Annotated in this window: 31 protein-coding genes and 1 riboswitch; of the genes, 25 read left to right on the top strand and 6 right to left on the bottom strand. The window is 49.1% G+C overall.

Going from position 1 to position 25,467, the window contains the following annotated elements:
• Window positions 1-26 precede the first annotated feature (26 nt).
• The 3 genes from NYE29_RS25875 to murB all read left to right on the top strand — a co-directional run bounded on the left by NYE29_RS25875 (window position 27) and on the right by murB (window position 2,784).
• Window positions 27-833: an ABC transporter ATP-binding protein gene (locus NYE29_RS25875; RefSeq protein WP_038592689.1), complete on the top strand. Its 807-nt coding sequence runs from the start codon at window positions 27-29 to the stop codon at window positions 831-833.
• 44 nt (window positions 834-877) lie between these two features.
• Entirely contained in the window at window positions 878-1,687 is an 810-nt protein-coding gene (locus NYE29_RS25880) for a (2Fe-2S)-binding protein (protein WP_340898025.1), read from the top strand.
• Between the two features lie 185 nt (window positions 1,688-1,872).
• Window positions 1,873-2,784: a UDP-N-acetylmuramate dehydrogenase gene (murB, locus tag NYE29_RS25885; protein WP_340898026.1), complete on the top strand. Its 912-nt coding sequence runs from the start codon at window positions 1,873-1,875 to the stop codon at window positions 2,782-2,784.
• 81 nt (window positions 2,785-2,865) lie between these two features.
• Here murB and NYE29_RS25890 read toward each other — a convergent pair whose 3' ends face one another.
• Complete coding sequence (locus NYE29_RS25890; RefSeq protein WP_340898027.1) at window positions 2,866-3,201, bottom strand: hypothetical protein; 336 nt, start codon at window positions 3,199-3,201, stop codon at window positions 2,866-2,868.
• 155 nt (window positions 3,202-3,356) lie between these two features.
• Between NYE29_RS25890 and NYE29_RS25895 the strand changes: the two genes are divergently transcribed.
• The 11 genes from NYE29_RS25895 to NYE29_RS25945 all read left to right on the top strand — a co-directional run bounded on the left by NYE29_RS25895 (window position 3,357) and on the right by NYE29_RS25945 (window position 11,474).
• Window positions 3,357-4,205 carry an ABC transporter ATP-binding protein gene (locus tag NYE29_RS25895; RefSeq protein ID WP_340898028.1) on the top strand — a complete coding sequence of 283 codons (849 nt, stop codon included), beginning with the start codon at window positions 3,357-3,359 and terminating at the stop codon, window positions 4,203-4,205.
• A 5-nt stretch (window positions 4,206-4,210) separates the two neighbouring features.
• The gene (locus tag NYE29_RS25900; RefSeq protein WP_340899809.1) at window positions 4,211-4,885 is read left to right on the top strand and encodes an ABC transporter permease; all 675 of its coding nucleotides are present in this window, start codon (window positions 4,211-4,213) and stop codon (window positions 4,883-4,885) included.
• A gap of 114 nt (window positions 4,886-4,999) precedes the next feature.
• A riboswitch (PreQ1 riboswitch) is annotated at window positions 5,000-5,043 on the top strand.
• A gap of 172 nt (window positions 5,044-5,215) precedes the next feature.
• On the top strand, window positions 5,216-5,716 hold the full coding sequence (queF, locus tag NYE29_RS25905; protein WP_038592676.1) for a preQ(1) synthase: 501 nt from the start codon (window positions 5,216-5,218) through the stop codon (window positions 5,714-5,716).
• Between the two features lie 30 nt (window positions 5,717-5,746).
• A complete protein-coding gene (gene queC, locus NYE29_RS25910; protein ID WP_340898030.1) occupies window positions 5,747-6,409 on the top strand; it encodes a 7-cyano-7-deazaguanine synthase QueC in 663 nt (220 codons plus the stop codon).
• Window positions 6,409-6,891 carry a 6-pyruvoyl trahydropterin synthase family protein gene (locus NYE29_RS25915; RefSeq protein WP_340898031.1) on the top strand — a complete coding sequence of 161 codons (483 nt, stop codon included), beginning with the start codon at window positions 6,409-6,411 and terminating at the stop codon, window positions 6,889-6,891. The genes queC and NYE29_RS25915 overlap by 1 nt, the downstream gene beginning before the upstream one ends.
• Window positions 6,884-7,606 (top strand): 7-carboxy-7-deazaguanine synthase QueE, encoded by a 723-nt coding sequence (queE, locus tag NYE29_RS25920; RefSeq protein ID WP_340898032.1) that lies wholly within the window; start codon window positions 6,884-6,886, stop codon window positions 7,604-7,606. Before NYE29_RS25915 ends, queE begins: the two co-directional genes overlap by 8 nt.
• A 179-nt stretch (window positions 7,607-7,785) precedes the next feature.
• Complete coding sequence (locus NYE29_RS25925) at window positions 7,786-8,304, top strand: cysteine hydrolase family protein (RefSeq protein ID WP_340898033.1); 519 nt, start codon at window positions 7,786-7,788, stop codon at window positions 8,302-8,304.
• Window positions 8,301-9,140 carry a VanW family protein gene (locus NYE29_RS25930; RefSeq protein WP_340898035.1) on the top strand — a complete coding sequence of 280 codons (840 nt, stop codon included), beginning with the start codon at window positions 8,301-8,303 and terminating at the stop codon, window positions 9,138-9,140. Before NYE29_RS25925 ends, NYE29_RS25930 begins: the two co-directional genes overlap by 4 nt.
• A gap of 7 nt (window positions 9,141-9,147) precedes the next feature.
• Window positions 9,148-9,333, top strand: a complete 186-nt coding sequence (locus NYE29_RS25935; protein ID WP_076111145.1) for a hypothetical protein — start codon at window positions 9,148-9,150, stop codon at window positions 9,331-9,333.
• 342 nt (window positions 9,334-9,675) lie between these two features.
• Window positions 9,676-10,590, top strand: a complete 915-nt coding sequence (locus tag NYE29_RS25940) for a DMT family transporter (RefSeq protein ID WP_445322183.1) — start codon at window positions 9,676-9,678, stop codon at window positions 10,588-10,590.
• Window positions 10,591-10,640: 50 nt separating this feature from the next.
• The gene (locus tag NYE29_RS25945; RefSeq protein ID WP_340898038.1) at window positions 10,641-11,474 is read left to right on the top strand and encodes a class I SAM-dependent methyltransferase; all 834 of its coding nucleotides are present in this window, start codon (window positions 10,641-10,643) and stop codon (window positions 11,472-11,474) included.
• Window positions 11,475-11,700: 226 nt separating this feature from the next.
• On the opposite strand, the gene NYE29_RS25950 is transcribed toward NYE29_RS25945, so the two are convergent.
• Complete coding sequence (locus NYE29_RS25950; RefSeq protein ID WP_340898040.1) at window positions 11,701-12,597, bottom strand: LysR family transcriptional regulator; 897 nt, start codon at window positions 12,595-12,597, stop codon at window positions 11,701-11,703.
• 254 nt (window positions 12,598-12,851) lie between these two features.
• On the opposite strand from NYE29_RS25950, the gene NYE29_RS25955 reads away from it, so the two are divergent.
• The 10 genes from NYE29_RS25955 (at window position 12,852) to NYE29_RS26000 (ending at window position 20,379) form a co-directional block, all read left to right on the top strand.
• The gene (locus tag NYE29_RS25955) at window positions 12,852-13,805 is read left to right on the top strand and encodes a phosphate ABC transporter substrate-binding protein PstS family protein (RefSeq protein WP_340898041.1); all 954 of its coding nucleotides are present in this window, start codon (window positions 12,852-12,854) and stop codon (window positions 13,803-13,805) included.
• 101 nt (window positions 13,806-13,906) lie between these two features.
• Window positions 13,907-14,809, top strand: a complete 903-nt coding sequence (gene pstC / locus NYE29_RS25960; RefSeq protein ID WP_076111141.1) for a phosphate ABC transporter permease subunit PstC — start codon at window positions 13,907-13,909, stop codon at window positions 14,807-14,809.
• Window positions 14,806-15,702 carry a phosphate ABC transporter permease PstA gene (pstA, locus tag NYE29_RS25965; protein ID WP_038592653.1) on the top strand — a complete coding sequence of 299 codons (897 nt, stop codon included), beginning with the start codon at window positions 14,806-14,808 and terminating at the stop codon, window positions 15,700-15,702. The genes pstC and pstA overlap by 4 nt, the downstream gene beginning before the upstream one ends.
• A 37-nt stretch (window positions 15,703-15,739) precedes the next feature.
• On the top strand, window positions 15,740-16,516 hold the full coding sequence (gene pstB / locus NYE29_RS25970) for a phosphate ABC transporter ATP-binding protein PstB (protein ID WP_038592650.1): 777 nt from the start codon (window positions 15,740-15,742) through the stop codon (window positions 16,514-16,516).
• A gap of 291 nt (window positions 16,517-16,807) precedes the next feature.
• On the top strand, window positions 16,808-17,410 hold the full coding sequence (locus tag NYE29_RS25975) for a nitroreductase family protein (RefSeq protein WP_340898043.1): 603 nt from the start codon (window positions 16,808-16,810) through the stop codon (window positions 17,408-17,410).
• Window positions 17,411-17,577: 167 nt separating this feature from the next.
• The gene (locus NYE29_RS25980; protein WP_340898044.1) at window positions 17,578-17,778 is read left to right on the top strand and encodes a helix-turn-helix transcriptional regulator; all 201 of its coding nucleotides are present in this window, start codon (window positions 17,578-17,580) and stop codon (window positions 17,776-17,778) included.
• A gap of 2 nt (window positions 17,779-17,780) precedes the next feature.
• Window positions 17,781-18,245 carry a DUF6773 family protein gene (locus NYE29_RS25985; RefSeq protein ID WP_340898045.1) on the top strand — a complete coding sequence of 155 codons (465 nt, stop codon included), beginning with the start codon at window positions 17,781-17,783 and terminating at the stop codon, window positions 18,243-18,245.
• A 92-nt stretch (window positions 18,246-18,337) separates the two neighbouring features.
• Window positions 18,338-19,057 carry an MBL fold metallo-hydrolase gene (locus NYE29_RS25990; RefSeq protein ID WP_340898047.1) on the top strand — a complete coding sequence of 240 codons (720 nt, stop codon included), beginning with the start codon at window positions 18,338-18,340 and terminating at the stop codon, window positions 19,055-19,057.
• A gap of 1 nt (window position 19,058) precedes the next feature.
• Window positions 19,059-19,631 carry a TetR/AcrR family transcriptional regulator gene (locus NYE29_RS25995; protein ID WP_076111136.1) on the top strand — a complete coding sequence of 191 codons (573 nt, stop codon included), beginning with the start codon at window positions 19,059-19,061 and terminating at the stop codon, window positions 19,629-19,631.
• A gap of 58 nt (window positions 19,632-19,689) precedes the next feature.
• The gene (locus NYE29_RS26000; protein ID WP_340898048.1) at window positions 19,690-20,379 is read left to right on the top strand and encodes an AlkZ-related protein; all 690 of its coding nucleotides are present in this window, start codon (window positions 19,690-19,692) and stop codon (window positions 20,377-20,379) included.
• Window positions 20,380-20,604: 225 nt separating this feature from the next.
• Here the strand turns inward: NYE29_RS26000 and NYE29_RS26005 are convergent, their stop codons facing one another.
• The 3 genes from NYE29_RS26005 to NYE29_RS26015 form a co-directional block, all read right to left on the bottom strand.
• A complete protein-coding gene (locus tag NYE29_RS26005; protein ID WP_179091755.1) occupies window positions 20,605-20,778 on the bottom strand; it encodes a hypothetical protein in 174 nt (57 codons plus the stop codon).
• A gap of 286 nt (window positions 20,779-21,064) precedes the next feature.
• The gene (locus tag NYE29_RS26010; protein ID WP_340898049.1) at window positions 21,065-22,294 is read right to left on the bottom strand and encodes an aminopeptidase; all 1,230 of its coding nucleotides are present in this window, start codon (window positions 22,292-22,294) and stop codon (window positions 21,065-21,067) included.
• Window positions 22,295-22,326: 32 nt separating this feature from the next.
• Window positions 22,327-23,559, bottom strand: a complete 1,233-nt coding sequence (locus NYE29_RS26015; protein ID WP_076111133.1) for an aminopeptidase — start codon at window positions 23,557-23,559, stop codon at window positions 22,327-22,329.
• A 163-nt stretch (window positions 23,560-23,722) separates the two neighbouring features.
• Between NYE29_RS26015 and NYE29_RS26020 the strand changes: the two genes are divergently transcribed.
• Window positions 23,723-24,001, top strand: coding sequence for a hypothetical protein (locus NYE29_RS26020; RefSeq protein ID WP_038592629.1), 279 nt, complete (start codon window positions 23,723-23,725; stop codon window positions 23,999-24,001).
• Window positions 24,002-24,079: 78 nt separating this feature from the next.
• Here NYE29_RS26020 and NYE29_RS26025 read toward each other — a convergent pair whose 3' ends face one another.
• Window positions 24,080-25,426: a TrkH family potassium uptake protein gene (locus NYE29_RS26025; protein ID WP_445322184.1), complete on the bottom strand. Its 1,347-nt coding sequence runs from the start codon at window positions 25,424-25,426 to the stop codon at window positions 24,080-24,082.
• Between the last annotated feature and the right edge of the window lie 41 nt (window positions 25,427-25,467).

Here is a 25,467-nt window from a genome sequence, read left to right on the forward strand (position 1 = left end):
CATAAAACTTTCAAGGAGTGAAGATCATGTCGGAACGTTTGAATACAGAACAGCTGAGTATTGGTTATGCGGAGGCTACGATTGTTAAAGGGTTGAACCTGTCTCTCCCAACAGGGAAGATCACAGCGCTGGTAGGAGCGAACGGCTCCGGGAAATCCACGATTCTCAAGACGATGGCGCGGATTATGAAACCTAAGAGCGGCAATGTCATGCTCGACGGCAAATCAATTCATACCCTATCTACTAAAGAAGTGGCTCGCCAACTGGCCATCCTGCCGCAAAACCCGACGGCTCCGGACGGACTGACTGTATCCGAACTGGTTGGATACGGGCGTTACCCGCATCAGAAGGGCTTCGGCACCATGACTCCTGAAGACCGTGCGATTATCGCCAATGCGATTTCCGTTACCGGGATGGAAGAGTTCCATGATCGTCCAATCGACCGCCTCTCCGGTGGACAGCGCCAGCGTGCCTGGATTGCCATGGCTCTAGCACAACAGACAGATATCCTGTTCCTTGACGAGCCGACCACGTTCCTTGACATGGCTCACCAGCTGGAAGTACTGCAGCTGCTGCAGAAGCTGAACCAGGAAGAGGGCCGCACGATCATTATGGTGGTGCATGATTTGAACCATGCCTCCCGCTACGCGCAGCATATGGTAGCGATCAAGTCAGGCACCGTCATCAGCGAAGGGAACCCGATGGAGGTTATGACACCAGATGTGCTTCGCAAAGTATTCGGAATCGAATGTGATATCGTTCCCGATCCACGCACAGGTGTACCTTTATGCCTTCCTTACGAGCTTGCTGCTTATAAAGCTGTCGGCATGTAATTGACAAGTGAAGGATTAGCTAGGGGAATTAAGGAGGAAACGGAATGAATGAGGCACAGATAAAAGACATAGGCAGCAAATTTGATCTTTATCCATCTCCCCCAGAGGAGGCGAGGTATTCATTTACAGCGCAGGATCTGATTAATGTAGAGGGTATGAGAGCATTTGTGGACTGCTACAGACCGCTGATGAAGGCACTGGACGATAAGGCTGTGGCTGCATACTTTGGCGGCTGGTTCTCCAGCTTGGCGCTAGCAGTACAATATTCGGTCTCGTTATATTCCAATGTGCCGGTGATCAGCTTATCTAATTTGCGCATTCATCTCATTCCGGCGAGCGGGTATTGCCGCGTTGCCTTCTCTTTGAATTCCTGGGTGATAGAGCCAGCGCCTGCTGACGAACAGGGTCGGGTTACTTGGCGTAATAAAGTGTTCACTGAGTTCTACAGGAACACAGCAAGCCCGCTGCTGTGTACAATGTCTGCCGCCAGCGGATTGAGACTGGGGGAGATCTGGGGACAGCTCCCGTCTAAGTTCAACTACTACATTGAAATGCTTGCAGCAGGCGACAGCAATAAGGAATTTCTGATTCACGTGCAGGACGACTACAGTTATCTGAGGAAAGGCCTGGCTGCGGAAGTGTTCCAGCTTCCCAGAAATCCATTTGATGTTGAGGTGCGCAAGATCGAATCGCTTGCTGATCCAGAGCAGAGGGTACACATGCGTAACCGCTGCTGTCTGTATTATCGGACTGAAGGCGGAAGTGTCTGCTATACCTGCCCCCGTCTGAAAGAAGAGGAACGGGCCACACGTAGAGCCGAATACCGCATTCAAGCTGCATCGCCGCAGGTTTAGGGTATAACTGTAAAAATTGTTTCATACTAAAAATAGCAGGCATACCGCAGCAGGCTCCCGTCATTGACAAGGGAGCCTGTTCGTTGTTAAAGTTGTGGTTGCCATAGTTCAAAGTAAAGCTGGATCAACATAACAGTATAGAAGGTAAGATTTATTATTTTCATAGCGTAAAAGGAGCATGAAGGATGAATATCAGCAAAATTCAAGAGGATCTGCAGCAACTGGCTCCAGCCGGTACGGTAAAAAGCCATGAAGTGCTTAAGGATTATGTATTCACCCAAATGGGCGGCCGTGCAGATATACTGGCTGAACCTGCCACTTATGAGGAAATTCAAAATATTGTTACATATGCCCGGAAGAATGATATTCCTCTCACAGTACTGGGAAATGGTTCAAATGTAATTATCCGTGACGGTGGGATCCGCGGGATCGTCCTGCAGACCTCAGGCCTTAACAGTATGGGGATTCAAGGAGATCTTCTGTACGCCCAGTGCGGTGCTAAGATCATTGATGTATCCAGGTATGCCCTGGAGCAGGAACTGGCAGGTCTTGAGTTTGCCTGCGGTATCCCCGGAACAGTTGGCGGTGCTCTCTACATGAATGCTGGCGCTTATGGAGGCGAAGTTAAGGATGTGCTGCAAAGTGCACTTGCGATCAATAAGGCGGGGCAGCTGGTCACCCTGCAAGGGGATGAGTTTCAATGGGGATATAGACAAAGTGTTTTTGCTAGCGGTGAATATATCGTGCTGGAAGCCAGATTCGCGCTAAATCCGGGAAATCCTGCTTTAATTAAAGCTTCCATGGATGAATTGACCTATCTGCGTGAATCCAAGCAACCGTTGGAATACCCGTCATGCGGCAGTGTCTTTAAGCGGCCGCCGGGCCGTTATGCCGGACAGCTGATTCAGGAAAGCGGGCTTCAAGGGACCCGGATTGGCGGTGCGGAAGTCTCGCGTAAACATGCCGGATTTATTGTCAACGCAGATAATGCCACTGCGAGCGATTATATCGGACTTATTCAGCATGTGCGGGCTGCAGTGAAGGATAAATTCGGAGTCGAGCTGGAGACTGAAGTGGAAATTATCGGAGAAGAATAACTTTATATCGTTGGCCGCGGGAGTAAATACCGCGGCCTTTCTTTGCATAGAGACATGTGCAGTGGGCTCTTAGTATTCCGATTAGCTTATGGAGAGAGCATACTTGGCTCTATCTGTCTGGAGTTCCGCGTTATCTTCACCAAGATTATCCAAACGTAGTCCGCTGACGGCAATTTCATAACTATGCTGTGGAAGCGGCACAAGTTCACCATCCGCATTCAGGGTATTGCCTGAACCTCTTAAGATAAGCGCATCATCCAGATAATCATCGACCGTATCCTCAGCTGTGCGGTACTCTACGGTTTCCAATTGAAAGTGGACTGTATCGAGATCTTCAAGCTCCTGCTTTTTGATTACAATGGTTGTGGTTGCGTGAGCATCGAGCCAATCTATAAGCTTCTGTACCGTTTGATCCATAAGTTGATCCCATCCTTATTTAAGAGATTATAAATTCTAAGTTACCCCTTTCGTTGAAATTGAATCCATATTTCTGAAACAGTTCCTTGGGATATTCTCAATTTCTACGAATAAGCTTGAAGGAAAGCAAACTTTAGGCAAAGGCGGGTAGGCCATTGATTCAGCTTACGGAGGTATCGAAATCGTTTCAGGAGAAGCGGGCGGTAGACAGGCTGTCTTTTTCAGTGGGGGAAGGGGAAGTGTTTGGCTTTCTAGGTCCCAACGGGGCGGGGAAAACAACAACTATTCGCATGATGACCGGCCTGCTTCAGCCCAGTGAAGGACAAATAATGATTAATGGCATGAATGTTTCACAACATAAAAAGAAGGTTCACGCTCAGATCGGGGTTGTCTTTGAGCTGCCAAATCTATATGTACGCAGTTCGATCCGCGATAACCTTGAACTTTTTGCCGATTTGTACGGTGTGGCCAAGGGGCGGGTGGATGAAGTGATTGGCAGCCTGCAACTGGAGGAACGACAGAAATCCAAGGTTGGCAGCTTGTCCAAAGGCTGGAAGCAGCGAGTGTTAATCGCCAGAAGCCTGCTGCACAGGCCCAAAGTACTGTTTATGGATGAACCGACAAGCGGATTGGATCCCAACTCGGCGGCGCTTATCAGGAAATACATAATGAGGATTAAGGCTGAAGGAACTACGATTGTCATCACCACCCATGATATGCATGAGGCGGAGGAGTTAAGCGACCGTGTAGGCATTATGCATGCTGGACGATTGGTCGCACTGGATAACCCGCTGAGCTTGAAAAAGGCTTATGGAAAGGCAGAGATTGAAACCGAATACTGGCAAGAGAATCAAGTGATGAGCACATCCTGGCCATTGGCGGACGAGATGACGAAAGACCACATTTATCAGCTTATGGCGAGCGGGAAGCTTATCAGCCTGCATAGCAAAGAAGCTTCTTTGGCAGACGTATTCGCCGCCCTGACGGGAAGTGAGCTGAGTTGAGTCAAGTGACGAAGCTGATCCGTCATGAATGCAAGGATTTGCTAAGCAACCCTTCTATAATTATTCTCGTGATGCTGCCGATTTTTATGTCCAAAATCATCATCTCGGTCATGGACAAAAACGGGATTAACTTTATGCTGCTGTCAACGTGGATTTTGTTCGCCCAGGTTATGATAGGGATTATGATGACCGGTCCGGGTCTCATTGAAGAACGGGAAAGTAAAACCTTTGATGCGCTGCTTATATCACCGCTTGGCAGAGGACAGATTCTCGTGGCCAAAGGTTTAACAGTTCTGCTGTTTTCTGTCTTCTCACAAACGGTAGTATTTCTGCTCAATCAGGGGTTTGCCTCAGAATTGCTGTCGGTCTTTCCGTATATGCTGGCTGGAGGGATCCTTTTTGTGGAGATTGGAATGATCATCGGATTGAAGCTTGACTCTTCTAAGAATGGTTCTGCTGTCAGCTCTGCGGTCATGGTTGTCTTTTTCCTGCTTGCTTCCGTATATCAGGCACTGCCGGACTGGACTTATCCGTTCTTCGCCGCTTTGCCAAGCATTGAAATCGTGGAAAATTTAAATCGTATTCTAAATGGCGACGGCCCGCTACTTTTCGAGAGTCTGCTGCTCCCGCTGTGGATGACCGTTCTGGCACTGTGGATCTGGAGAACCGGCAAAGAGTAGTGATGGCAATAAGTCTGTTAGCAGGCAAATTCTTTATGGTTGTCAATCTTCTGCCAATCATGTTATAGTTCAAGACGTTAATAATAAGTTTAAGAAGAAGTCTGCGTGTACATCGCAGGAGAGGTTCGCAAACTCCCTCTATAAAAAACTAAGACATCTTGATGCATAGGTAAAGTCTCCGGTTGAAGGGGGCTTAAGGGAGTATAGGGAGATGCCTATACTTATTTCCTGCTATGCTGCGTAATTTCTTAGTAGGGCCATGTTTTCGAAATCTCGTTCTTCTTTCCAGTTCCGGCAGTAAGCCGCGGGAAAAGAGAGGGGTTTTTTGTCATGTCAGAAGGCAGATTGAAAGAGGAAATGCAAGAGGTCACCCTGCTGGGCAATCAAGGGACGCAGTACAAATTCGGCTATGATCCGGAAATTCTCGAGGTGTTTGACAACAAACATCCCGGCCGCGATTATTTTGTGAAGTTTAATTGCCCCGAGTTCACCAGCCTGTGCCCCGTAACCGGACAGCCGGATTTCGGCGTGATGTACATTTCGTACGTTCCGGAGCAAAAGATGGTCGAGTCCAAGTCCCTGAAGCTCTATCTGTTCAGCTTCCGCAATCACGGTGACTTTCATGAAGACTGTGTCAACATTATTATGAATGACTTGATCTCGCTCATGGAGCCGCGTTACATCGAAGTATGGGGCAAATTCACCCCGCGCGGCGGAATATCCATTGATCCTTACTGCAACTGGGGGCGTCCGGGAACCAAGTATGAGGCGATGGCCGAACACCGGCTGATTAATCATGACCTATATCCAGAAAAAGTGGATAACCGATGATCCCAGATCGTGGAGAGGAGAGAGTGTGAAATGAATAAAAAAGCGCTCGTCGTATTCAGCGGCGGACAAGACAGTACAACCTGCCTCGTGTGGGCTATTCAGCACTTTGAGGAAGTTCAGGTCGTTACTTTTAACTATAACCAGCGCCATGCCGCTGAAATTGAGGTTGCCAAGGAAATTGCCGCCAAGTTCAATGTGAAGCAGCATATTCTTGATTTGGGATTGCTGAATCAGCTGGCACCCAATGCTTTGACCCGTGATGATATAGAAATTGTATCCGGTGAAGGGGATGAATTGCCCAGCACCTTTGTAGATGGCCGGAACCTGCTGTTCCTGTCCTTTGCGGCAATTCTGGCGAAGCAGCTAGGATATGCCAATATCGTCACCGGCGTATGCCAGACCGATTTCAGCGGGTATCCAGACTGCCGCGATGTGTTTGTGAAATCATTGAATGTAACCCTCAATCTGTCCATGGATTATGAGTTTGTCATTCATACACCACTAATGTGGCTGGATAAAAAAGAAACCTGGAAGATGGCCGACGAGCTGGACCAGTTTGATTACATCCGTCAGCACACTCTGACTTGCTACAACGGTATCATTGGCAGCGGCTGCGGCACCTGCCCGGCATGTTTGCTTCGCAAGCGTGGCCTTGAGCAATATGTGGCTGAGAGAAAGAAGGTCGGCTTATAATGCTAGGCGAAGTATCGGTTTGTAAAATATTCACTTTTGACGCTGCACATCAGCTGATTGGACATAAGGGAAAATGCAGCAATCTCCACGGCCACACCTACAAGCTTGAAGTGGTCCTGAAGGGCAAACCTTCCGTGGAGGAGGGGCATTCGGACGAAGGCTTCGTGATTGATTTCAGCGATATTAAAAACACGGTACAGCAGAGTCTGGTCGACCGGCTGGATCACGCTTTTCTGGCGATGGGCAACGAGCCTGTGCTGGATACATTGATAAATACGGGATCGAAGGTAGCGCTGCTCTCCTTCCGCACGACGGTGGAGAACATGGCGTGTTATATAGCCTACAAGCTGAAGCAAGCGGCGTTGCCGCTATATTCCGTTAAGCTGTGGGAGACGCCCACTTCCTGGGCGGAGGTGCTGGCTGAGGACATTCCGGAGGATGGACCCTCCTACCGTATGCATGGAGGTTGTGACTGTGAGTAAGATTCCGGTCATAGAAATGTTCGGCCCAACCATCCAGGGGGAAGGCGCAGTTATCGGAGTGAAAACCATGTTCGTCCGTACCTATGGCTGTGACTATCGCTGCAGCTGGTGCGATTCCGCATTCACATGGGATGGTTCGGCCAAGGAGAAGGTGCGGATGCTTACACCAGAGGAGATTATGGCCGAGCTGCTCTCACTAGCCGGAAATAATTTTGACTGTGTAACCATCTCCGGTGGCAACCCTGCACTAATTGGCGAGGCGATGGGCACCTTCATCATGGGGTTGCACGAGCGGGGCATTCAAGCAGCAATCGAAACGCAGGGCAGCCGCTGGCAGGAATGGTTCAACGATGTGGATGTGCTGACAATCAGCCCCAAACCGCCAAGCTCAGGTATGACGACGGATTGGGAGATCCTTGATGGCATTATGGGGAAGCTGCATGATAAAGGCAAAGCTGCCCATAGTCTGAAGGTTGTTGTCTTTAACGAAAGCGATTATGAATATGCCAAAGCAGTGCATAAACGATACCCTGGGGTGCCACTGTTCCTGCAGCCGGGCAATGAGGATGTCACGGAGGAAGGTGACATTTCCGTACGTCTGCTGGGTAGACTGGAATGGCTGTTTAATCAGGTGATCGTCGATCCGGAGATGAACCGGGCACGGGTGCTCCCTCAGCTTCATGCACTCATCTGGCATAATAAACGAGGGAAATAACCAAGATTCGAACCGGACTTCTGCCATGCAGAGGCCCGGTTTTTTGGTGTACAAGAAATTATCTAAAGGGATGACAATTTTATAATGTTTGCAGATGAATTTGTAAAATACCAAGGGTATTCTTCACGTATTCTTCTGGTATAATTATTGAAAAACCAGGGAATAGCGAGGGATCATACATGACAACGGCCTTATTAATTATCGATGTCCAAGAAGCCATGTTCTCTTATGATGTGAAGCTGCATGATGAAGGAGGCGTGATGGACCGGATTATATCGCTATTGAATAAAGCCCGCTCCGCAGGGGCTCCGGTTGTTTATATCCAGCATACCGAGGATGAGGAATATACGAAGGGTTTGCCCACCTGGCAGATCAGCAGCCGAATTACGCCGAAGGAGGAAGACTCCATCGTGGAGAAGCCGACTTGGGATGCTTTTCACCGTACCCGGCTGCATGAGGAGCTGCAGCGTTTGGGTGTGACCGATCTTGTCATCTGCGGGATGCAAAGCGAATTCTGTGTCGATACAACCACTAGACGGGCCTACAGCATGGGGTATTCCAGCGTACTGGTCCAGGATGCGCATAGCACTTTCGGCAACGCCGATTTTAGCGGTGAAGAGATTGTCAGGCATCATAATTCAGTGCTGGGCGGGAGATTCGCTGTGCTTCGGCCGGAGCGTGAGGTAGAATTCCAATGAATGCAGGGAAATCTGCGATGAAGCCAGTGCGCCGGTCCAGATTGAGATTGTTCGCCGGCAAGCGATATTTCACTTGGAAAAGATACTGGACATGGTTTATTCAGCGCCGGAACAAGGCAACAAAACATCGGTCTGAGGCACTGCCCTATAAGGCAGCTGGGCATTCAACCCCGCTCCTGCGCAGACTGCGAAATGTGGACATGCAGCTACAGTACAATAAGATTGCAAATCTGCGTCTGGCCGTCGCCAGGCTGGATGGTCTGGTGATCTCGCCGGGAGAGACCTTCTCGTATTGGCAAACGATCGGCAAGCCAACCCGGCGCAAAGGTTACTTGGACGGAATGGTTCTATATTACGGTGGTTTTCGTTCCGGCACAGGAGGCGGATTATGCCAGCTGTCCAATCTGATCTACTGGATGACGCTGCACACCCCGCTGACCGTGACCGAGCGGCACCGCCACAGCTATGATGTATTTCCCGACGAACAGCGGACACAACCTTTCGGCAGCGGGGCTACTTGTGCATATAATTATTTGGATCTGCAGCTTCAGAACAATACAGACCGGACTTATCAGTTGAAGCTGCACCTGGATGATACTCATCTGTACGGCGAATGGCGATGCGATGACAAGCAGCTTTATCATTATGAGGTATATGAGGCTGATCATGTTATCCGTCTGGAACCATGGGGCGGTTATGTCCGCAGCAACAGCATCCGCCGCAGAGTATTTACGCGGAGCGGCGAGCTTGCAGGGGATGAAGCGGTAGCCGAAAATCATGCCTTGATGATGTACTCTCCGCTGCTGCATCCGCCCACTGAATTAGCGGAAGGGTGATGAACTGATGAATCTTGACGGTGATTGGTACTGGAAGTCAGATGATGAAGTGGGAATGGGACGCTCAAGCAGACTGAAACGCAATATTAGGGTATGGGCTGTGTTACTTGCTGCTCTATTGGCAGCGGCTGCGCTTGCAGGCTGGCTGGTACTACAAGGAATATTCGATTTCTTTGAATATTTAGGCATCTAGGAAAGAGACTTCGGGGGATAACGGATAAACACCGCGACTTTGGGGTTATAACATAGTATGTTGCTAGCCGATCAGCAGAGCGGAGCATGGCTATAAGGTGTTCGGAGACAAGGAAGAGGATTGTATCTAAGGTTGTGCTTAAGCCTTAATGTTACGGGAGTTCATCGGTTACCGGATCAACGAAGGCATGGGTTTCCGCCGCAGGCCGGGAGGCCATGCCTTTGATGTTTTTCAGGAAGCTGCAGCCTTTGTTGCGAATTTTCATGAAAAAAGCTGCATTTTTCCGGATTCTGCGGTAAATTTACATAAGTGACTTTTATCTGAGCCGAAAGGATGCCTGCTGTGACTTCAAAAAAACCGCCTGTTCCCATTCCGCTATTGATGCTGATTGGAATTGTGGCTATTTCTTTTTCTTCTATTTTTATAAAATGGTCATCCGCTCCGGTATCGGTTCAGGGGATGTACCGGCTGCTGTTCACCTCGCTATTGATGCTGCCCTTTGCCCGGCCTTACAGCGGAGCCGCTTTTGCCCTGCGCCGCAAAGACTGGCTGCTGCTGCTTGTGTCCGGGGCGATGCTGGCCCTGCATTTTTTACTGTGGATGGGTTCACTGAAATTCACCTCTGTAGCCAGCTCGACGATGATTATGGCACTGGAGCCGGTGTTTATTATGCTGGGAGCCTATTTGCTGTATAAAGAAAAAAGCAGCAAGTCCGCCATAGCGGGGCTTGCCATTGCGATCTTTGGTGTTGTATTTATTGGCTGGGGAGATATCGGCCTGTCCTCCGACAATTTAAAAGGTGATTTGCTGTCCATTGGCGGAACAGCAGCAGTTGCCGCTCATTTGCTGATCGGACAGAAGCTGGTTGCCCGCATGCCATCGTATTTGTATAGCCTGATTGTATTTATCGCAGCGGCTATTGTTTTTGCGGTATATAATCTGCTGGCGGGCATTCCGTTCTTTGATTATCCGCCAAGGGAGTGGGGAATCTTCGTATTGCTGGCAATTGTCCCGACCGTATTTGGTCACATTTTGTTTAACTGGCTGCTGCAGTACGCTTCGGCGACTACCGTTTCGATGAATATTCTGGGAGAGCCGGTTGGTGCAAGTATTCTGGCCTTCCTGCTGCTTGGCGAACAGTTGACAATCCTCCAATGGGCCGGCGGTGTATTGGTAATGGGAGGGCTTGCAGTCTATTTGTATGCAGGACGCAGGAAAGCTGCAAAGAGAAGTGAGGCTCTGCCCAGCATCTCCTAAAGCACACATTCTAACAGACAACTTATCAACATAAAGGGGTATTTCACAGTATGAATGATCAAGACTTAGAACAAGAACCGCAAGACAATCCGGGAGCTGTGCCTTCCAGTGAAGAACTGTGGAATGAGGATACCTATGCTGCATGGACAAGCAGATTCGGCACTCCGTCAGAGGCAGCAGCAAAGTTGTCTAAAGATCCAGTGTCCCGGCTGTTCCCGTTAAACGCTTATTTCGGAGAGGTCCGCGGGAAGAAGATGATGAATCTGATGGGCTCGAACGGCATGAAGGCGGTAGCCCTTGGGCTGCTGGGAGCCGAAGTGACTGTTGCCGATTTCTCGGAAGCCAACGCCCGGTACGCGGCGGAATTGGCGCAGGAAGCCGGAGTCGGGCTGTCCTATATCGTTTCGGATGTGCTGAAGCTGCCGGACGAAGTGCTGGACAGCACGTATGATATTGTTTTCGCTGAAATGGGGATTGTCCATTATTTCACCGACCTGACCCCGTTTATGGATACTGTCTGCCGTCTGCTGGCTCCGGGGGGAACCTTCGTGCTGCGCGACTTTCATCCGGTAACGACCAAGCTGATTTCTTCCAAAGGATCAACCGCTAAAGTACGGAAGCACAAGGTAAGCGGCGATTATTTCGATACGGCTATGGAAGAGAAAAAGGTGTCTTACTCGAAGTATTTGCCTGCTTCAGGCGGTCAGACAGGTGAGAAGCATAGTGTTGTTTATTGGCGGCGCTGGACTTTGGGGGAGATCGTTACGGCAGCCGCTGGTAGTGGTCTACTCATCCGAGAACTGGTGGAGGAGCCCAACCTGTCTTCTGAGGTTTACGACAAAGGAATTCCCAAGACGTTTACGCTGGTAGCAGAGAAACGTTGACTTTACGATGGAGTAGCTTTGGTGTCCTTTTAAGGACGGTGGGCGTTTCTGCGGAAAATCGAAAGATAGTTAATGGCATGAATAAATGAGAAAATGTACCTCACATAGAACCGGTGGTCTGCTTTGAGCTGAATCAATCAGCTTGAGTGGAGCACCGGTTTATTTAATTCACATCATTAATTAATTCACATAGTTAATGACATTAAATAAATACAATTAACTGTTATCATACCAACACGCTCTCAGCAGCAGCCATTTCCACAAACGCCTGCTGCAAGGGAGTTAAGGTATAATCCTTTCGCCAAGCCAGTACATAAGTCGCAAGTCCGGGCGAAATCCCCGGGAGCGGAGCATAACTTAAACGGCCCAAGGCCGCCTCGTCTGCAACCCCTGCTTTGGAGAATAGTCCCACATTTCCGCCTTCACTAATCATCCTTTTAAAGGCCTCCGGCGAATTAACAACAGTATTATTCCATATCCGCACATTGTTCAGCTGTGCCCATTGGTCGGCTGTTCCTCTCAGGCTGGAAGCGGGATCATGCTGAATCCATGGCTCTTGCGCCAACAGCTCCGGGGACAGCACTTTAATTTGAGCAAACGAATGACCGGGTGCAAATATAAGAACAACCTCATCCCGGGCAACCACCTGTGTATGAAAGGAGTCATCTCCGCCATCACTGTCTTGCAGTATCCCCAGTTGGATCTCCCGCCCCCTCAGCCGTTCGCGCACAAGGTGGTCCGATTGTATCGTAAGCGACACATCTATCCCCGGATGAAGATTGATAAATTGCGACATTATATTAGGAACAAAGTAAGTACCAGGCATATACCCGGCCTCAAGTGTAAGGCTTCCTGATGTGAGGGAGGAGAACTGTTTGACGCTCCGCTCCGCTTCTGCAGCGAGTGAAACTATACGAACTGCGTATTGAAAAAGCGCCCGTCCGGCATCGGTTAACAGCACACGCCCGCTGCGGTATTGAAAGAGGGAGGCTCCAAGCTCATTCTCAAGGCTTTTCATATGAAAGGAAACGGTAGGCTGCTTTAGGCCCATTTCGGCAGCGACATCCGTTACTTTTTTATATTTTTCAATCAGGACTACAATTTGCAGCTTCACAATATTCATGGATTTCCTCCGGTCTGGATGGCAATAAGTTAATAAAACATCTTCTTAATATAGATTATATCTATACTGTTATACATTTTCTATTAGAATTTTTATCTTTCGTTTTACAAACATAAGCTTTTTCTCTAACGAACGAGCTCTAGAATAGGAAGAGTCATAAGAGATACACACAGAGGAATGCTTCCAAAGTGAGTTTTGTAAGAAGCAGATTCAATGGGTCACACACACAAAACCTTTAGGAGGAACAAACAACAATGCAATTCAGAAAATCGTGGATCATGGCTTTGGCTTTAACCAGCGTAGTAGCACTTTCGGCATGCGGTAACGGAGGAAATAATGCGGCAACTAATAATGGGGGAACTAATGCAGCTGCGACAAATACACCTACAGAAAGCAGCGGCGCAGAATTAAGCGGATCGATTCTGGCTTCGGGCTCCACAGCACTTCAGCCACTTGTTGAAATGGCAGCTGAAGGCTTTATGGATGCAAACGCAGGCGTTGATATTCAAGTACAAGGCGGAGGAAGCGGCACGGGCTTGACTCAGGTTGCTGAGAAGCAAGTAGATATCGGTAACTCCGATGTGTTCGCAGAAGAGAAGCTGAAGGATGCAGATGCAGAAAAAGCAAAATCACTCGTTGACCATCAAGTTGCGGTTGTAGCGATTGCAGCAGTAAGCAACCCGAAAGCTGGAGTAGACAGCCTGACTAAACAGCAGCTGGTTGACATTTTCACAGGAAAAATTAAGAACTGGAGTGAAGTTGGCGGAGCGGATCAAGCGATTCAAATTATCAACCGTCCAGCAAGCTCGGGTACACGCGCAACCTTTGAAAGCTTCGCACTTGGAACTAAAACAGAAGACCAAGAAGGATCGATTCAAGAAGACTCTTCCGGTACTGTTAAGAAAATGATCGGCGAAACTCCAGGGGCTATCGGATATCTGGCATTGTCTTACCTTGATGAAACTGTAAAAACGCTGAACTATGAAGGTGTTGAGCCTTCTGTAGACAATGTTATCTCCGGTAAATATCCGGTGTGGGCTTACGAGCACATGTACACAAATGGTGAGCCTGCTGAACATGTCAAAGCATTCCTTGACTACATCATGACAGATGAAGTGCAGAACGGCGATGTAGTAGAGCTTGGATATATCCCGGCTTCGAAAATGCAGGTTTCCCGTGATGTAGAAGGCAAAGTATCAACCAAGTAATTCCTGGCTGACAAGCTTTACAGACTTCATCCATTAGAACTTCATGTGATTAGAGGCGGAATCCTTCTGCCTCTCTTTTCACTTTAGAAAGAGGGAGCAGCTTGAGTGTAAAACCTAAGAAATCCAAAATTGAAAAACATCATATCGAAGATTTTATCGGGCGTTCTTATATGTCCTTCTGTGTACTCCTATTGATAGTAATCATTGTATCGATGGTGTATTTTGTGGCGTCCAAAGGGATTGCTAACTTTACCAGCGGTGAAATTAAGCTTTCTGATTTCTTGTTCGGCAAAAAATGGTCCCCGGAAGGCGACAATCCCTCTTACGGAGCATTGCCTTTTATTACCGGCTCATTTCTGGTTACGCTGCTTGCGGCGCTTATCGCAAGTCCGCTCAGTATCTGCGCAGCCCTGTTCATGACTGAAATTGTGCCAGGCTGGGGGAAAAGGCTGCTGCAGCCGGTTATCGAACTGCTGTCAGGTATCCCATCAGTCGTTTATGGCTTTGTGGGTTTGAGCGTCATTGTGCCGTTTCTGCGTAATACCTTGCCAGGTCAGGGCATCGGGGTTGCTGCAGGCGCGCTTGTCCTATCGGTAATGATTTTGCCGACGATTACAAGCGTGGCTGCAGACGCGCTGGCTTCTTTGCCGCAAAACTTAAAAGAATCCTCCTTTGCGCTCGGTGCTACACGGTGGCAAACGATCTCCCGGGTGATTCTTCCGACTACATTCCCTGCAATTATGACGGGGGTAGTGCTGGGGATGGCCCGTGCTTTCGGTGAAGCCCTTGCTGTACAGATGGTAATCGGGAATGCACCTTTCGTGCCGCGGTCGCTTTTCGAATCGGCTTCAACCTTGACCAGCGTAATTACGCTTGGCATGGGGAACACAACGATGGGTTCAACGCACAATAATGCGCTGTGGAGTATGGCGCTGGTTCTTATGCTGATGACTTTTGCTTTTGTCCTCATCGTAAGAATGCTTGAAAGGAGAAATAAAATTTGAAGCCGAGAACAGCAGACAAGGTTGCCACTACCGTTATCGTCTTTTTCGCATTACTTATTGTAGCCATTCTGGTTGGATTGCTTGGATATATTCTGATCCGTGGCTTAAACCATATCAGTTGGGATTTCCTGACTTCCGCACCGCAAAAAATCCGCGCAGGCGGAGGTGTGGGTCCACAGTTGTTCAACTCACTGTTCCTGCTGGTGCTGACGCTGATCATAACTGTACCGCTGGGTCTTGGAGCGGGGATCTTTATGGCAGAGTATGCACGTCCAGGTAAACTTACGAACTTTATCCGCCTGATCGTAGAAGTCCTGTCTTCCTTCCCTTCCATTGTCGTAGGTTTGTTCGGTCTGTTATTGATCGTAAACACCTTCAATCTGGGGTTCTCCTTAATATCCGGTGCTCTCGCACTTACCGTATTTAATCTGCCGCTGATGGTGCGTATTACGGAGCAGGCGTTCCGTACAGTGCCCAAGCAGCAGAAAGAGGCAGGATTTGCCCTTGGATTATCCAAGTGGAAGATTGTTACCTCTGTACTGTTACCCGTGGCGCTGCCGACGATTATCACCGGTACGATCCTCTCCGCTGGCCGTGTCTTCGGTGAAGCGGCCGCTCTGATGTTCACGGCGGGCATGAGCAGCCCGCGTCTGGATTTCACCAACTGGAATCCGCTTAGTCAAACTTCACCGCTTAATCCTTTCCGTCCGGCTGAAACCCTGGCCGTTCACATCTGGAAAGTCAACAGCGAAGGGCTGGCGCCTGATGCCGTACAAATCGCAGCCGGAGCTTCGGCCGTGCTCGTTATTACAGTATTGATCTTCAATCTGGCCGCAAGATATTTCGGCAGATATATTTACCGCAAGCTGACTGCTTCCAAAAGAATGAACTAAAACTTTGATTATAGAAACATTTTAGGAGGAGTAAGAGATGGGAATAGCGGAACCTGTGGTGCGTGAATCATTTCAAACAGAGGACCTGAGCATATTTTACGGCACATATGAAGCAGTAAAGGGAATCAGTCTTCCATTTGGCCAGAATACTGTTACTGCACTTATTGGCCCGTCGGGCTGTGGTAAATCAACTTTCCTTCGTTCACTTAACCGTATGAATGATGACATCTCCGGTTCGACAACGAAAGGGAGCATCTGGATTGACGGCGTGGACATCAACGCTCACGGTACGGATGTGATCAAGCTGCGGCAAAAGATCGGCATGGTCTGGCAGAAACCGAATCCGTTCTATAAGTCGATTTATGACAATATTGCTTTTGGTCCAAAATACCACGGCATTAAAGGTAAGCAGGCACTGGACGAAATTGTGGAAAGCAGTCTGCGGCGTGCTGCATTATGGGACGAGGTTAAGGACCGCCTGAAGGATTCAGCGTTGGCGTTGTCCGGCGGACAGCAGCAGCGGTTATGTATCGCCCGTGCATTGTCGGTTAATCCGCAGATCCTGCTGCTGGATGAACCGGCATCGGCACTCGACCCTGTATCGACCGGTAAAGTGGAAGAGCTGATCAAGGAACTCAAGGAAGAGCTTCGCATCGTTATTGTTACGCATAATATGCAGCAAGCGGCGCGGATTTCGGATTTTACCGCATACTTTTACCTCGGTTCACTTGTGGAATACGACAAGACAGAGAAAGTCTTCAGCAATCCGGAGAATCAAATGACCCAGGAATATATCATGGGCCGTTTCGGCTGATCGAAAAGAGCTACAGGCACTGCCCGTTCGGGCGGTGCTTTTTTTGAAATATAAGGGTTATATGCTTCACGCTATAAATTATCCTTCTATTTCTCGCTGAAACGGATACCGTCCTTTTTAGGACGGCGAGGCCGTTTCCACTTGGCTGTACAGCAAACAAGCGCATTCACTCCAAGATACAGGATAGGCTTGACGAGTATGATCAGGACATTCCCCAGTTTGAAAAAGCATTTGGAATCATGTACAATCACTGAGAATGGTTATCATAACTTACTGCTGGAGGGAATCCTTATGAATCAGAACCAGTCTGCAGCTTACGGCAGCATTGCCGAAGTGATCAAGGAGCGCCGCTCCATTAAACAGTTTAAGCCTGAACCCCTGCCTGAAGGCCTGCTCGAGGAACTGCTGGATATCGCGGTGTGGGCGCCCAATCACGGACTGCGGCAGCCGTGGAGATTTATTGCTTTTCAGGGGGAAGGGGCGGAATTCCTTGGGGATGCTGCTTATTCATTCTTGAAGCGCGGGGCAGCTGATCCGGAATTTGCAGCCAAACGCAAAGGATATCTTTCATCGATTCCTTTAACCGTAATCGTCGTGATCCCTGAGGACCCGCGTCAAAGAGAGTGGGATGAGGATTTTGCCGCTGCATCCGCACTTGTGCAGAACTTCCAGCTGGCGGCATGGGAACGGGGAGTAGGTACGATTTGGAAGACGGATCCTTATATTTACGCTCCGGAGTTCCGCAGCAAGATTGGCGTGAAGCCGGGGGAGAAAGTGATTGCGATGATCCATGCCGGTTATCCGGAGATCATTCCCGCCAGCCGTCCACGCAAGGAAGCTGCTCAGCTGCTTACAGTTGTAGACAGCTATCCGGAGAGTGGAATTGTGGAATAAACAACCAAGCCGCTGTTAGGAACAAAAACTGGGCCAACTCTTATTGAAGCATCCTGTGGGATGCTTTTTTTCATGGGATTGAAAGGAATATGCAATATATATTGTACATAATGACGGTTATAGATTACAATTGAGCGGTAAGTGAATTTATTCCCGGGAGGGCTCTGGTGAGTGAGAAGAACATCAAGCTGAAACTGGCGCGGATTCAGAAGGACCTGTCCCAGGAACAGCTGGCGGAAGCGGTGGGCGTGACGAGACAGACGATAGGACTGATTGAAGCGGGAAATTACAACCCGACGATCCGGTTATGCATTGCCATCTGCAAGGAACTGGGAACAACTTTAAACGATATATTTTGGGAGGAGTAGTAATGAAAGGTAAGGGTATCAAGGATGAGCGGATTCAAGGTGAAGTACATAAGTTGATGTCGCACGGCTTTACGATTGTGTTTGTGGGCATAGCGGCCAGTGTTTTTGTTAAAGTATTTGTTCTGCACTTGGATCTGAAGTATTGGCTGGACAGCTTCCTCATCCTGATGGCAGCTTGTTTCTATGTTACGCTCCGGAGCATGCGTGGTGGGCTATTCCTCCTGCCGAGCAAGGCCGGGGAAGTGAAGCGGCTCAAAAAAACCAATCTGATCAGTGGAGCTGCAGGTGCTCTGATATGGGCAATATTAATGATCAGCTATGACCTGCTGGGTAAGGACGAAGTTGATGTAGTTGCGAGTGTAATGAGCACATTGGTTGGCTCCGTGGTCTTTTTCTTCGGGATTACCTGGATACAATGGTTCATGATTAAACGCTCCAATCAAAATGCAGATAAATATCTGGAATAGACGGATGTAGTGCTTTGGAAAGGGCCTCTTGCAAAACTAATGTCATTAGTTTATATTATAACTAATATCATTAGTTTTTAAGGGGTGTATCTATGAGAATTACTCAAGAAGGAAAATTGCTGCAGCTTACGTGGATGCCCGGATGGTTTCCGGTCAATTGCTATCTTGTTGTAGAAGATCAGGAATTAACTTTGGTTGATGCGGCAATGTCTTTTAGTGTCCAAGGGATCCTCCGTACAGCGGCTAAAATGAACCTGCCTATTACCCGAATCGTGCTGACCCATGCTCATGGAGATCATGTTGGAGCACTGGATGAACTGAAGAAACGGTTTCCTGAGGCTGTTGTATATATCTCTGAGCGTGATGCAGCTTTGCTGCGCGGAGACCGTTCGCTTAGACAAGGTGAACCGCAGACTCCGATTAAAGGGAGCGTACCTACCAAAATTTCCACCAAACCGGACATTCTGCTCCATGACGGAGATACTGTCGGTTCTTTAAGCGCAATCAGTACTCCCGGCCATACCCCGGGCTCGATGTCTTTTCTGGATCAACGAAGCGGAGCTTTGATAGCGGGGGATGCTTTTCAGACATTTAGGAGAACTGCGGTGGCCGGGACGGTCGTACCATGGTTTCCATTTCCGGCACTGGCTACCTGGAATAAGGAGCAGGCTGTGGCCAGCGCAATTAAGCTTGCAGGAACGTCTGCAGCGGTGCTTGCTGTTGGACACGGCAACCTGCTGAAGGCACCTGGAGAAACCATGAAACAGGCTGTGAGCAAAGCTCAAATGCAGCTAGGAAAGGAAGGAAGATAAGATGTCACCTAGGGTTGGACTGGATACACGTACGCTGGTATTGGCTGCAGCAGAATTAGCGGATGAGCAGGGAATGGGAGAAGTCACGCTGGCTTCACTCGCGGCCAAGCTGGGCGTACGCTCTCCGTCGTTGTATAATCATGTTAACGGACTAGCCGGGCTGCGGACTCTGCTGGCTGTACACGGCCTGGAACAGCTCCACACTGCGATGACAAAGGCTTCTGAGGGGATAGCTGGTGATGCAGCCGTTCATGCTATGGGGCAGGCTTACGTGAACTTTGCAAGGCAGCATCCGGGTCTATACGAAACAACACTGCAAGCACCTGATCAAGGGAACACAGCGCTGGAAGAGGCAGGTGAGCAGATTTTATCCTTTATCCTGCATGTGCTGTCAGGCTACGGGCTTGGAGAAGAAGGAGAACTGCATGCTGTTCGGGGACTGCGGAGTATTCTGCACGGATTTGCTGCACTGGAGAACAAGGGAGGCTTCGGCCTGCCGCTCGATTTGGGAATCTCCTTATCCCGGCTGATTGATACATTTATTGCAGGAATCAGCTGCATGAAGACAGTGTAAGCAGTCCAGAACAACCATCATTAAGTAATTTTACCATTCCGTTAAGGGGGAAAGTGAGATGGAAAACGTGGAAGTGCAGGGCGGTGTAACAACTTATAAGGAGATGGCTGAGGTCATTGCCAAGCTGGGGATTGTACCCCTTGCTTCACTGATTCCGGAGCATCCGTCATTAAATGGGCTGACCAAAGCCGAGAACTGGCATACCGGTTCAGAGCTGGATCCATGGGGATGGCGTGCACAGTTTCCCGGTGAGGGACTGGCCGGGTACGGTAAGTTTATTAAGAAAAAGGCAATTCTCGTCTCGCGGGACTGGTTTCCGGCATTTGTAAAAGCCGTGGGCAGCTCTAAGGAACTGGAAGAACGGTACAATAACGGCCTTGCCAGCAGAGAAGCATTGACATTGCTGCAGGTGATCCGTGCCAACGAGGGCATTGATACCCGCCAGCTGCGTTCTTTGGGTGATATGAAAGCAAAGGAAAAGAAAACTGCCTTTGACAATGCCGTCACAGAGCTGCAAGGCACCCTTGATACTGTAATCTCCGGAGTTCAGGCACGCCAAAATGACTTGGGAGAAGTAAATGGTTGGAGCAGCACTTCGTTTGAGACAGTAGGGCATTGGATGGGGATTCATGGCCTTACACCTTATGAAGGTTCCCGGGAGGAAGCTATAGCTTGGCTGCGCTCCAGAATGGATGCTACCTGGTCGCCTGCTGCCATAGCCTGGATCAGCAAGGCATTGTCCTGGTAATCACTAAATAACGGTTTCAAAGTTCTGGCAAGTACGGTGAAGCTGTTATTTGCAGAAAGAAAGGTTCTGCCGTCCGTTGAGGAAGGCAAAACCTTTTTTTGCGTGCTCCCATTTGTGGATAACCCTAAGAAGGAACAATGCAAGAAAATAAAAACGGCTATTGGACTCCATCAGGAGCTCAATAGCCGTAAGCGCTTTCTATTAAAGCTATATAATGAAGCAACCTCATAGCATAGGAGCCAGGTATGCAATCAGAAAGTATAAGAAACCGAATAGTAGCATGATGTAAGCTGTGTATTTGATTGCATTGGATGCGATAATGCTTGAGTCTGTAGGGGCTTGAACACTTGGACGTTCATGCTCCGGCCGTTCCAGCTCTGGGGATATCGACTCTTTCATCAGGATGACCTCCTAAAAGTTTTGTGAGTATCGTTCAGCACTGATTGGCTTCATCCAACACCTAAACTGGATTGGAAATACAATCCTTAATTGTATTGTGACATATTTGTGAATTAATTTCAACAATATTGTGAATATTCTTTGAACATAATTTTAAATTTGGGTTAATCATGCCTTTAACTATCTTCTGGCAAACCAAAAACACCCCGTTACCCTCTATTCAGAGAGCAACGGGGTGCGGCTATAAGGGATTAATCGAACGGACACAACAGCTCAGAAACTTTGCTTAAGCCCAGTTCCCTGCTCGGAAGATGGGTTCAGCAGTTCCATCGTCGGTAATTCCGTCGATATTCATTTCCGGGGAACCCATCATGAAGTCCACATGGGTCAGACTTTGATTCATCCCTTTGTCAGCAAGCTGCTCCTTGGTCATAGAGATGCCCTCCTGCAAGGTAAATGCATAAGCGGCACCAAGTGCCAGATGGCATGAAGCATTCTCATCATACAGTGTAGTGTAATAGAGAATACCGCTTTCCGAGATTGGAGAGTGGTAAGGGACCAGCGCTACTTCACCGAAGTAAGCGGCTCCTTCATCCATAGCCAGCAGGGAAGCCAATGCTTCCTGGCCGACTTCTGCCGTAAAGTCTGTGACCTTGCCATTCTCCAGGGTAAGCGTAAACCGGTCGATGATGTTGCCCCCATAGCTGAGCGGCTTCGTGCTGCTGACTTTGCCGTTAGCGCCAGTCTTCAGCGGGGCAGTGAATACTTCTTCTGTCGGAATATTGGCGAGGAAAGAGACTCCGCGTCCATTCACGGCTCCGGCCTGACACCAGATATGCCCTTCGGGCAATTCGATGGTCAAATCCGTTCCGGGAGCGGTATAATGCAGCTTGCGGTATTTTCTGGCGTTCAGAAGGTCACAGCGCTGCTTTAAGCCGCCCAGATGCAGGCTCCAAGCTTCAACGGGGTTCTCTTGGTCTGCACGTACCGCCTTGAAGATAGCATCCCAGAGCAGGCCAACCTGTTCTTCCGGCGGTGCATCGGGAAATACCTTGGCCGCCCAGGATGGCGACGGAAAAGCGATACCGCTCCAGCTGATGTAATTGTTCATCATCATTTCACGGTACGGGGCCATAGCCTGGCCTGCGGTGCGCTGATGATCGGATATCCGGCTGGCTTCTACACCGTTCAGGAGATCCGGGTTGGCGGAGATCACCGTCAGGATGGCCGCACCGTTGCGTGCCAGATCCTCCAGCTCATCCGCCTGCCATTTCGGCGGTTCAAGGAAGCTGGCCGACGGGGCCAGATCGTAGCGGGTCCGTGTGACGAACTCGTCGGTATAATTGACCTTGACCAGCTTAGCACCGGCCTCATAAGCTTTCCGCACAATCAGGCGGACAAGCTCTGCAGCAACGATGTCTGCATTGAGTACGAGCGTCTGTCCGGGCTGTATATTGACTCCGATCTTTACAGCCAGCAGTGCGTAATTCTCCAGCTTTTGCTTGAAACTCAACATGATTTTGCTCCTCCGCTATCTGTAGTCTGTGTTTAAAACGCCCAGTTTCCGCTTTTGAATACCGGTTCCCGTGTACCATCAGCTGTAATTCCGTAAATATCCATGTCAGGTGAGCCGATCATAAAATCGACATGGGTGACACTGGTATTCAGGCCATGGGCAATCAGCTCATCCTGGGTCATCTCTTTACCGCCCTCAAGGCAGAAGGCATAAGCTGTGCCGATGGCCAGGTGGTTGGAAGCATTTTCGTCAAACAAGGTATTGAAATACAATATATTCGATTCGGAGATCGGGGACTGGTGAGGCACAAGCGCAACCTCGCCGAGATATTTGGCGCCTTCATCCAGACTGATCAGATACTCCAGTGAATCCTGTCCTTTACCGGCGCTTACACTGATGATGCGGCCGTTCTCGAAGGTGATGGAGAAATCATCAATAATGTTGCCGCCGTAGCTGAGCGGCTTGGTGCTTCTGACCGTGCCGTTTACACCAGTCTTAAGCGGTGCAGTGAATACTTCCTCTGTTGGCATATTGGCGACAAAGGTGTGACCTTTGGAATTGATGCTGTCTCCTTGCGCCCAAATGTGACCCTCTGGCAGTTCGATAGTCAGGTCTGTGCCGGGTGCTATGTAATGCAGGCTTTTATACTTCTTGGCATTAAGCACATCAGCCTTCTGTTCTAGTGTATCAAGATGCTCCTGCCAGGCGGCAACCGGATCTTCGCGGTCAAGACGGACAGTGTGGAAGATAGCTTCCCATAGTTTATCCACACGTTCTTCGGCCGGAACATCAGGGAACACTTTGTCGGCCCAAGCTTGTGTAGGGATGGCGACAATACTCCAGCTGATTTTATCGGACATTTGGAAATCACGGTATTTCGTAAGCGCAGCACCGCGTGTCTTTTGATAATTGGCGATACGTTCCGGATCAATACCTTTCAGTGCGTCGGGATCTTCGGCGATTACAGTCAGAATAGCGGCTCCATTCTCGGCGAATTCGGTCATTTCTCCCGCGTACCACGTTGGAGCCTTCGTGAAGACTTCCGGTGCGGCATGTTCAAACTGCTGGCGGGTAATGCTCTCGTCACTCCAGTTTACTTTGACCAGACTTGCCCCTATGGCATAAGCTTTGGCTGTAATAAGCCGTACGAATTCTACTGCTGAAACGGGGGCGTTCACGACCAGTATTTGACCCGGTTGAACGTTAACGCCGATTTCGACTGCCAGATCTGCATATTTGCTAAGCTTCGCTTCTAAATTGAGCATTGGGTTTCCTCCATTTACTATATTTTAGTGCTGTATGAGCATTGTATTAAATTATTAACCGCCGGATGAAAAAAGTCAATTGCAGCGGAAAGAGAGGGATTTGCTTTCATTTCAATGCTATACTGGGAGAGTGTGGACGATCAGATGAAAGGAAGGAAAGCGCATGAACGTACAAATTATAAAGGCGGAATTGAAACGCGAAGAAGATAAGAGCTATGTCGGGAGGACGGTGTTCACGCTCGACAATCATAAGTCTCCGTATGAAATTACGTTCTTCAGCAAACGGGGAAGCGAATGGGATTACAGTTTCAGCTTTGCCGGCGAACCGGGGAGCGAAGAGCAGTTCCTTGAGATTGACACGCTGCTGGAGAATGATGACGATCTGTTTAATCAGCTGCTGGATGCCGCACTGGATACCCAGGACATTCAGGAAGAAGAATAGCATCGCAAAAATGCGACCGATGAAGGCATTCACTGCCGGCGAACGGTCGCATTTTATATAGGTATAGGTTCGAAAGCTCTACCCGATCGTAATATTGCCTTCAGGATAACGGTAGAGCTCCTTGCTGTTCTTCGGTTTAAGCGCATATGCAAGTGTCAGCGGTCCGGTACGTCCGACAAACATCAGAATGATCACCATAACCTTCCCGATGGTCGTCAGCTCCGTAGTCAGCCCCATTGTAATGCCCGAGGTCCCAAAAGCGGACACCGCCTCAAACAATACGGTCAGGAAATCTGCACTCTCCGTCACGGACAACAGCATGGTGGCAATGACTACAAGCATCAGTGAGAGTAGTGTCATCGTGATGGCCCGGTAGACGTTTTCTTTGGAGATCCGGTGGCGGAACATGACGATGTCTTCCTTTCCGCGCAGTTTGGCATATGCTGTACTTACCAGTATGGCAAAGGTAGTAATCTTAATCCCACCGCCGGTAGATCCAGGCGCCGCACCAATGAACATCAGCAGAATCATCAGAAATTGAGTGGATTCTCGCAAGAGCGGAATCTCAATGGTTGTCACCCCTCCGGAGCGGGGGGTAATCGCCTGCAGGAAGGAGGCCATTATTTTGCCGCCGGCATGCAGCGGTTTCAGCGTGGTATTCAGTTCAAGCCAGAAAAAAATTGCCGCCCCGACCAGAATCAAGATGGCTGAAGTGGAGAGTACCACCTTGGAATGCAAGGTCAGACGTTTGCGTTTGGGGAAGTCGATTACGTCGGACAACACGATAAACCCAATTCCGCCAAGGAAAATGAGCAGCATGGAAGTGATGTTTATAATTGGATCTTCCACGTAGCGGGTAAGAGCGCTGAATGGCCCGTGCACATCTCCAAAGAGATCAAATCCGGCGTTGTTAAAGATAGAAATGCTATGAAACAAACCGTAATATATCGCTTTTCCGAAAGGCATGTCCAGCATGAATCTTACGGCAAGCAGGGCTGCTCCGCTAAGCTGTATGACCAGGGAATAGATCAGTACCCGGCGGATCAGCTTGACGATGCCCTGCATGGAGTTCTGATTCATGGATTCCTGCAGCAGCAGCCTTTCTTTGAGTGATATCCGTTTGTTAAGTACAAGTGTAATCAGCGTGGCCATGGTCACAAATCCGAGACCGCCGAACTGGAACAGCACCAGTAGGACAATTTGTCCAAACACCGTCAGTTGTGTTCCGGTGTCGATGACAGCGAGCCCGGTGACACAGGTCGCTGAAGTCGCCATAAAGAGGGCGTCGATAAAGGAGATTCGGTCTCCTGTCGAGGCTGCCGGGAGGCATAAGAGTACTGTTCCTGCCGCAATCAGCAGCATGAATCCGAGCGATAGTATTTTGGGTGGCGTCAGCCTTAGGTGCCCGAGGGATAGATTAGCCAAATTCATTCTCCTGACGTCTTGATATCATCTGTCCAGATTAT

This window comes from Paenibacillus sp. FSL M7-1046, assembly GCF_038007405.1.
In the GTDB taxonomy this organism is placed as follows: Bacteria; Bacillota; Bacilli; order Paenibacillales; family Paenibacillaceae; genus Paenibacillus_AQ.

Coding starts and splice junctions, on each gene's coding strand:
- NYE29_RS25915 (WP_340898031.1), top strand. CDS start 6,409: ATGCTAGGCGAAGTATCGGTTTGTAAAATATTCACTTTTGACGCTGCA.
- queF (WP_038592676.1), top strand. CDS start 5,216: ATGTCAGAAGGCAGATTGAAAGAGGAAATGCAAGAGGTCACCCTGCTG.
- NYE29_RS25955 (WP_340898041.1), top strand. CDS start 12,852: ATGCAATTCAGAAAATCGTGGATCATGGCTTTGGCTTTAACCAGCGTA.
- NYE29_RS26000 (WP_340898048.1), top strand. CDS start 19,690: ATGGAAAACGTGGAAGTGCAGGGCGGTGTAACAACTTATAAGGAGATG.
- NYE29_RS25925 (WP_340898033.1), top strand. CDS start 7,786: ATGACAACGGCCTTATTAATTATCGATGTCCAAGAAGCCATGTTCTCT.
- NYE29_RS25880 (WP_340898025.1), top strand. CDS start 878: ATGAATGAGGCACAGATAAAAGACATAGGCAGCAAATTTGATCTTTAT.
- NYE29_RS25995 (WP_076111136.1), top strand. CDS start 19,059: ATGTCACCTAGGGTTGGACTGGATACACGTACGCTGGTATTGGCTGCA.
- NYE29_RS25935 (WP_076111145.1), top strand. CDS start 9,148: ATGAATCTTGACGGTGATTGGTACTGGAAGTCAGATGATGAAGTGGGA.
- NYE29_RS25930 (WP_340898035.1), top strand. CDS start 8,301: ATGAATGCAGGGAAATCTGCGATGAAGCCAGTGCGCCGGTCCAGATTG.
- NYE29_RS25990 (WP_340898047.1), top strand. CDS start 18,338: ATGAGAATTACTCAAGAAGGAAAATTGCTGCAGCTTACGTGGATGCCC.
- NYE29_RS25890 (WP_340898027.1), bottom strand. CDS start 3,201: ATGGATCAAACGGTACAGAAGCTTATAGATTGGCTCGATGCTCACGCA.
- NYE29_RS25945 (WP_340898038.1), top strand. CDS start 10,641: ATGAATGATCAAGACTTAGAACAAGAACCGCAAGACAATCCGGGAGCT.
- NYE29_RS26020 (WP_038592629.1), top strand. CDS start 23,723: ATGAACGTACAAATTATAAAGGCGGAATTGAAACGCGAAGAAGATAAG.
- NYE29_RS25875 (WP_038592689.1), top strand. CDS start 27: ATGTCGGAACGTTTGAATACAGAACAGCTGAGTATTGGTTATGCGGAG.
- NYE29_RS25975 (WP_340898043.1), top strand. CDS start 16,808: ATGAATCAGAACCAGTCTGCAGCTTACGGCAGCATTGCCGAAGTGATC.
- NYE29_RS26005 (WP_179091755.1), bottom strand. CDS start 20,778: ATGAAAGAGTCGATATCCCCAGAGCTGGAACGGCCGGAGCATGAACGT.
- NYE29_RS26015 (WP_076111133.1), bottom strand. CDS start 23,559: ATGCTCAATTTAGAAGCGAAGCTTAGCAAATATGCAGATCTGGCAGTC.
- pstB (WP_038592650.1), top strand. CDS start 15,740: ATGGGAATAGCGGAACCTGTGGTGCGTGAATCATTTCAAACAGAGGAC.
- NYE29_RS26010 (WP_340898049.1), bottom strand. CDS start 22,294: ATGTTGAGTTTCAAGCAAAAGCTGGAGAATTACGCACTGCTGGCTGTA.
- NYE29_RS25950 (WP_340898040.1), bottom strand. CDS start 12,597: ATGAATATTGTGAAGCTGCAAATTGTAGTCCTGATTGAAAAATATAAA.
- murB (WP_340898026.1), top strand. CDS start 1,873: ATGAATATCAGCAAAATTCAAGAGGATCTGCAGCAACTGGCTCCAGCC.
- queC (WP_340898030.1), top strand. CDS start 5,747: ATGAATAAAAAAGCGCTCGTCGTATTCAGCGGCGGACAAGACAGTACA.
- NYE29_RS25985 (WP_340898045.1), top strand. CDS start 17,781: ATGAAAGGTAAGGGTATCAAGGATGAGCGGATTCAAGGTGAAGTACAT.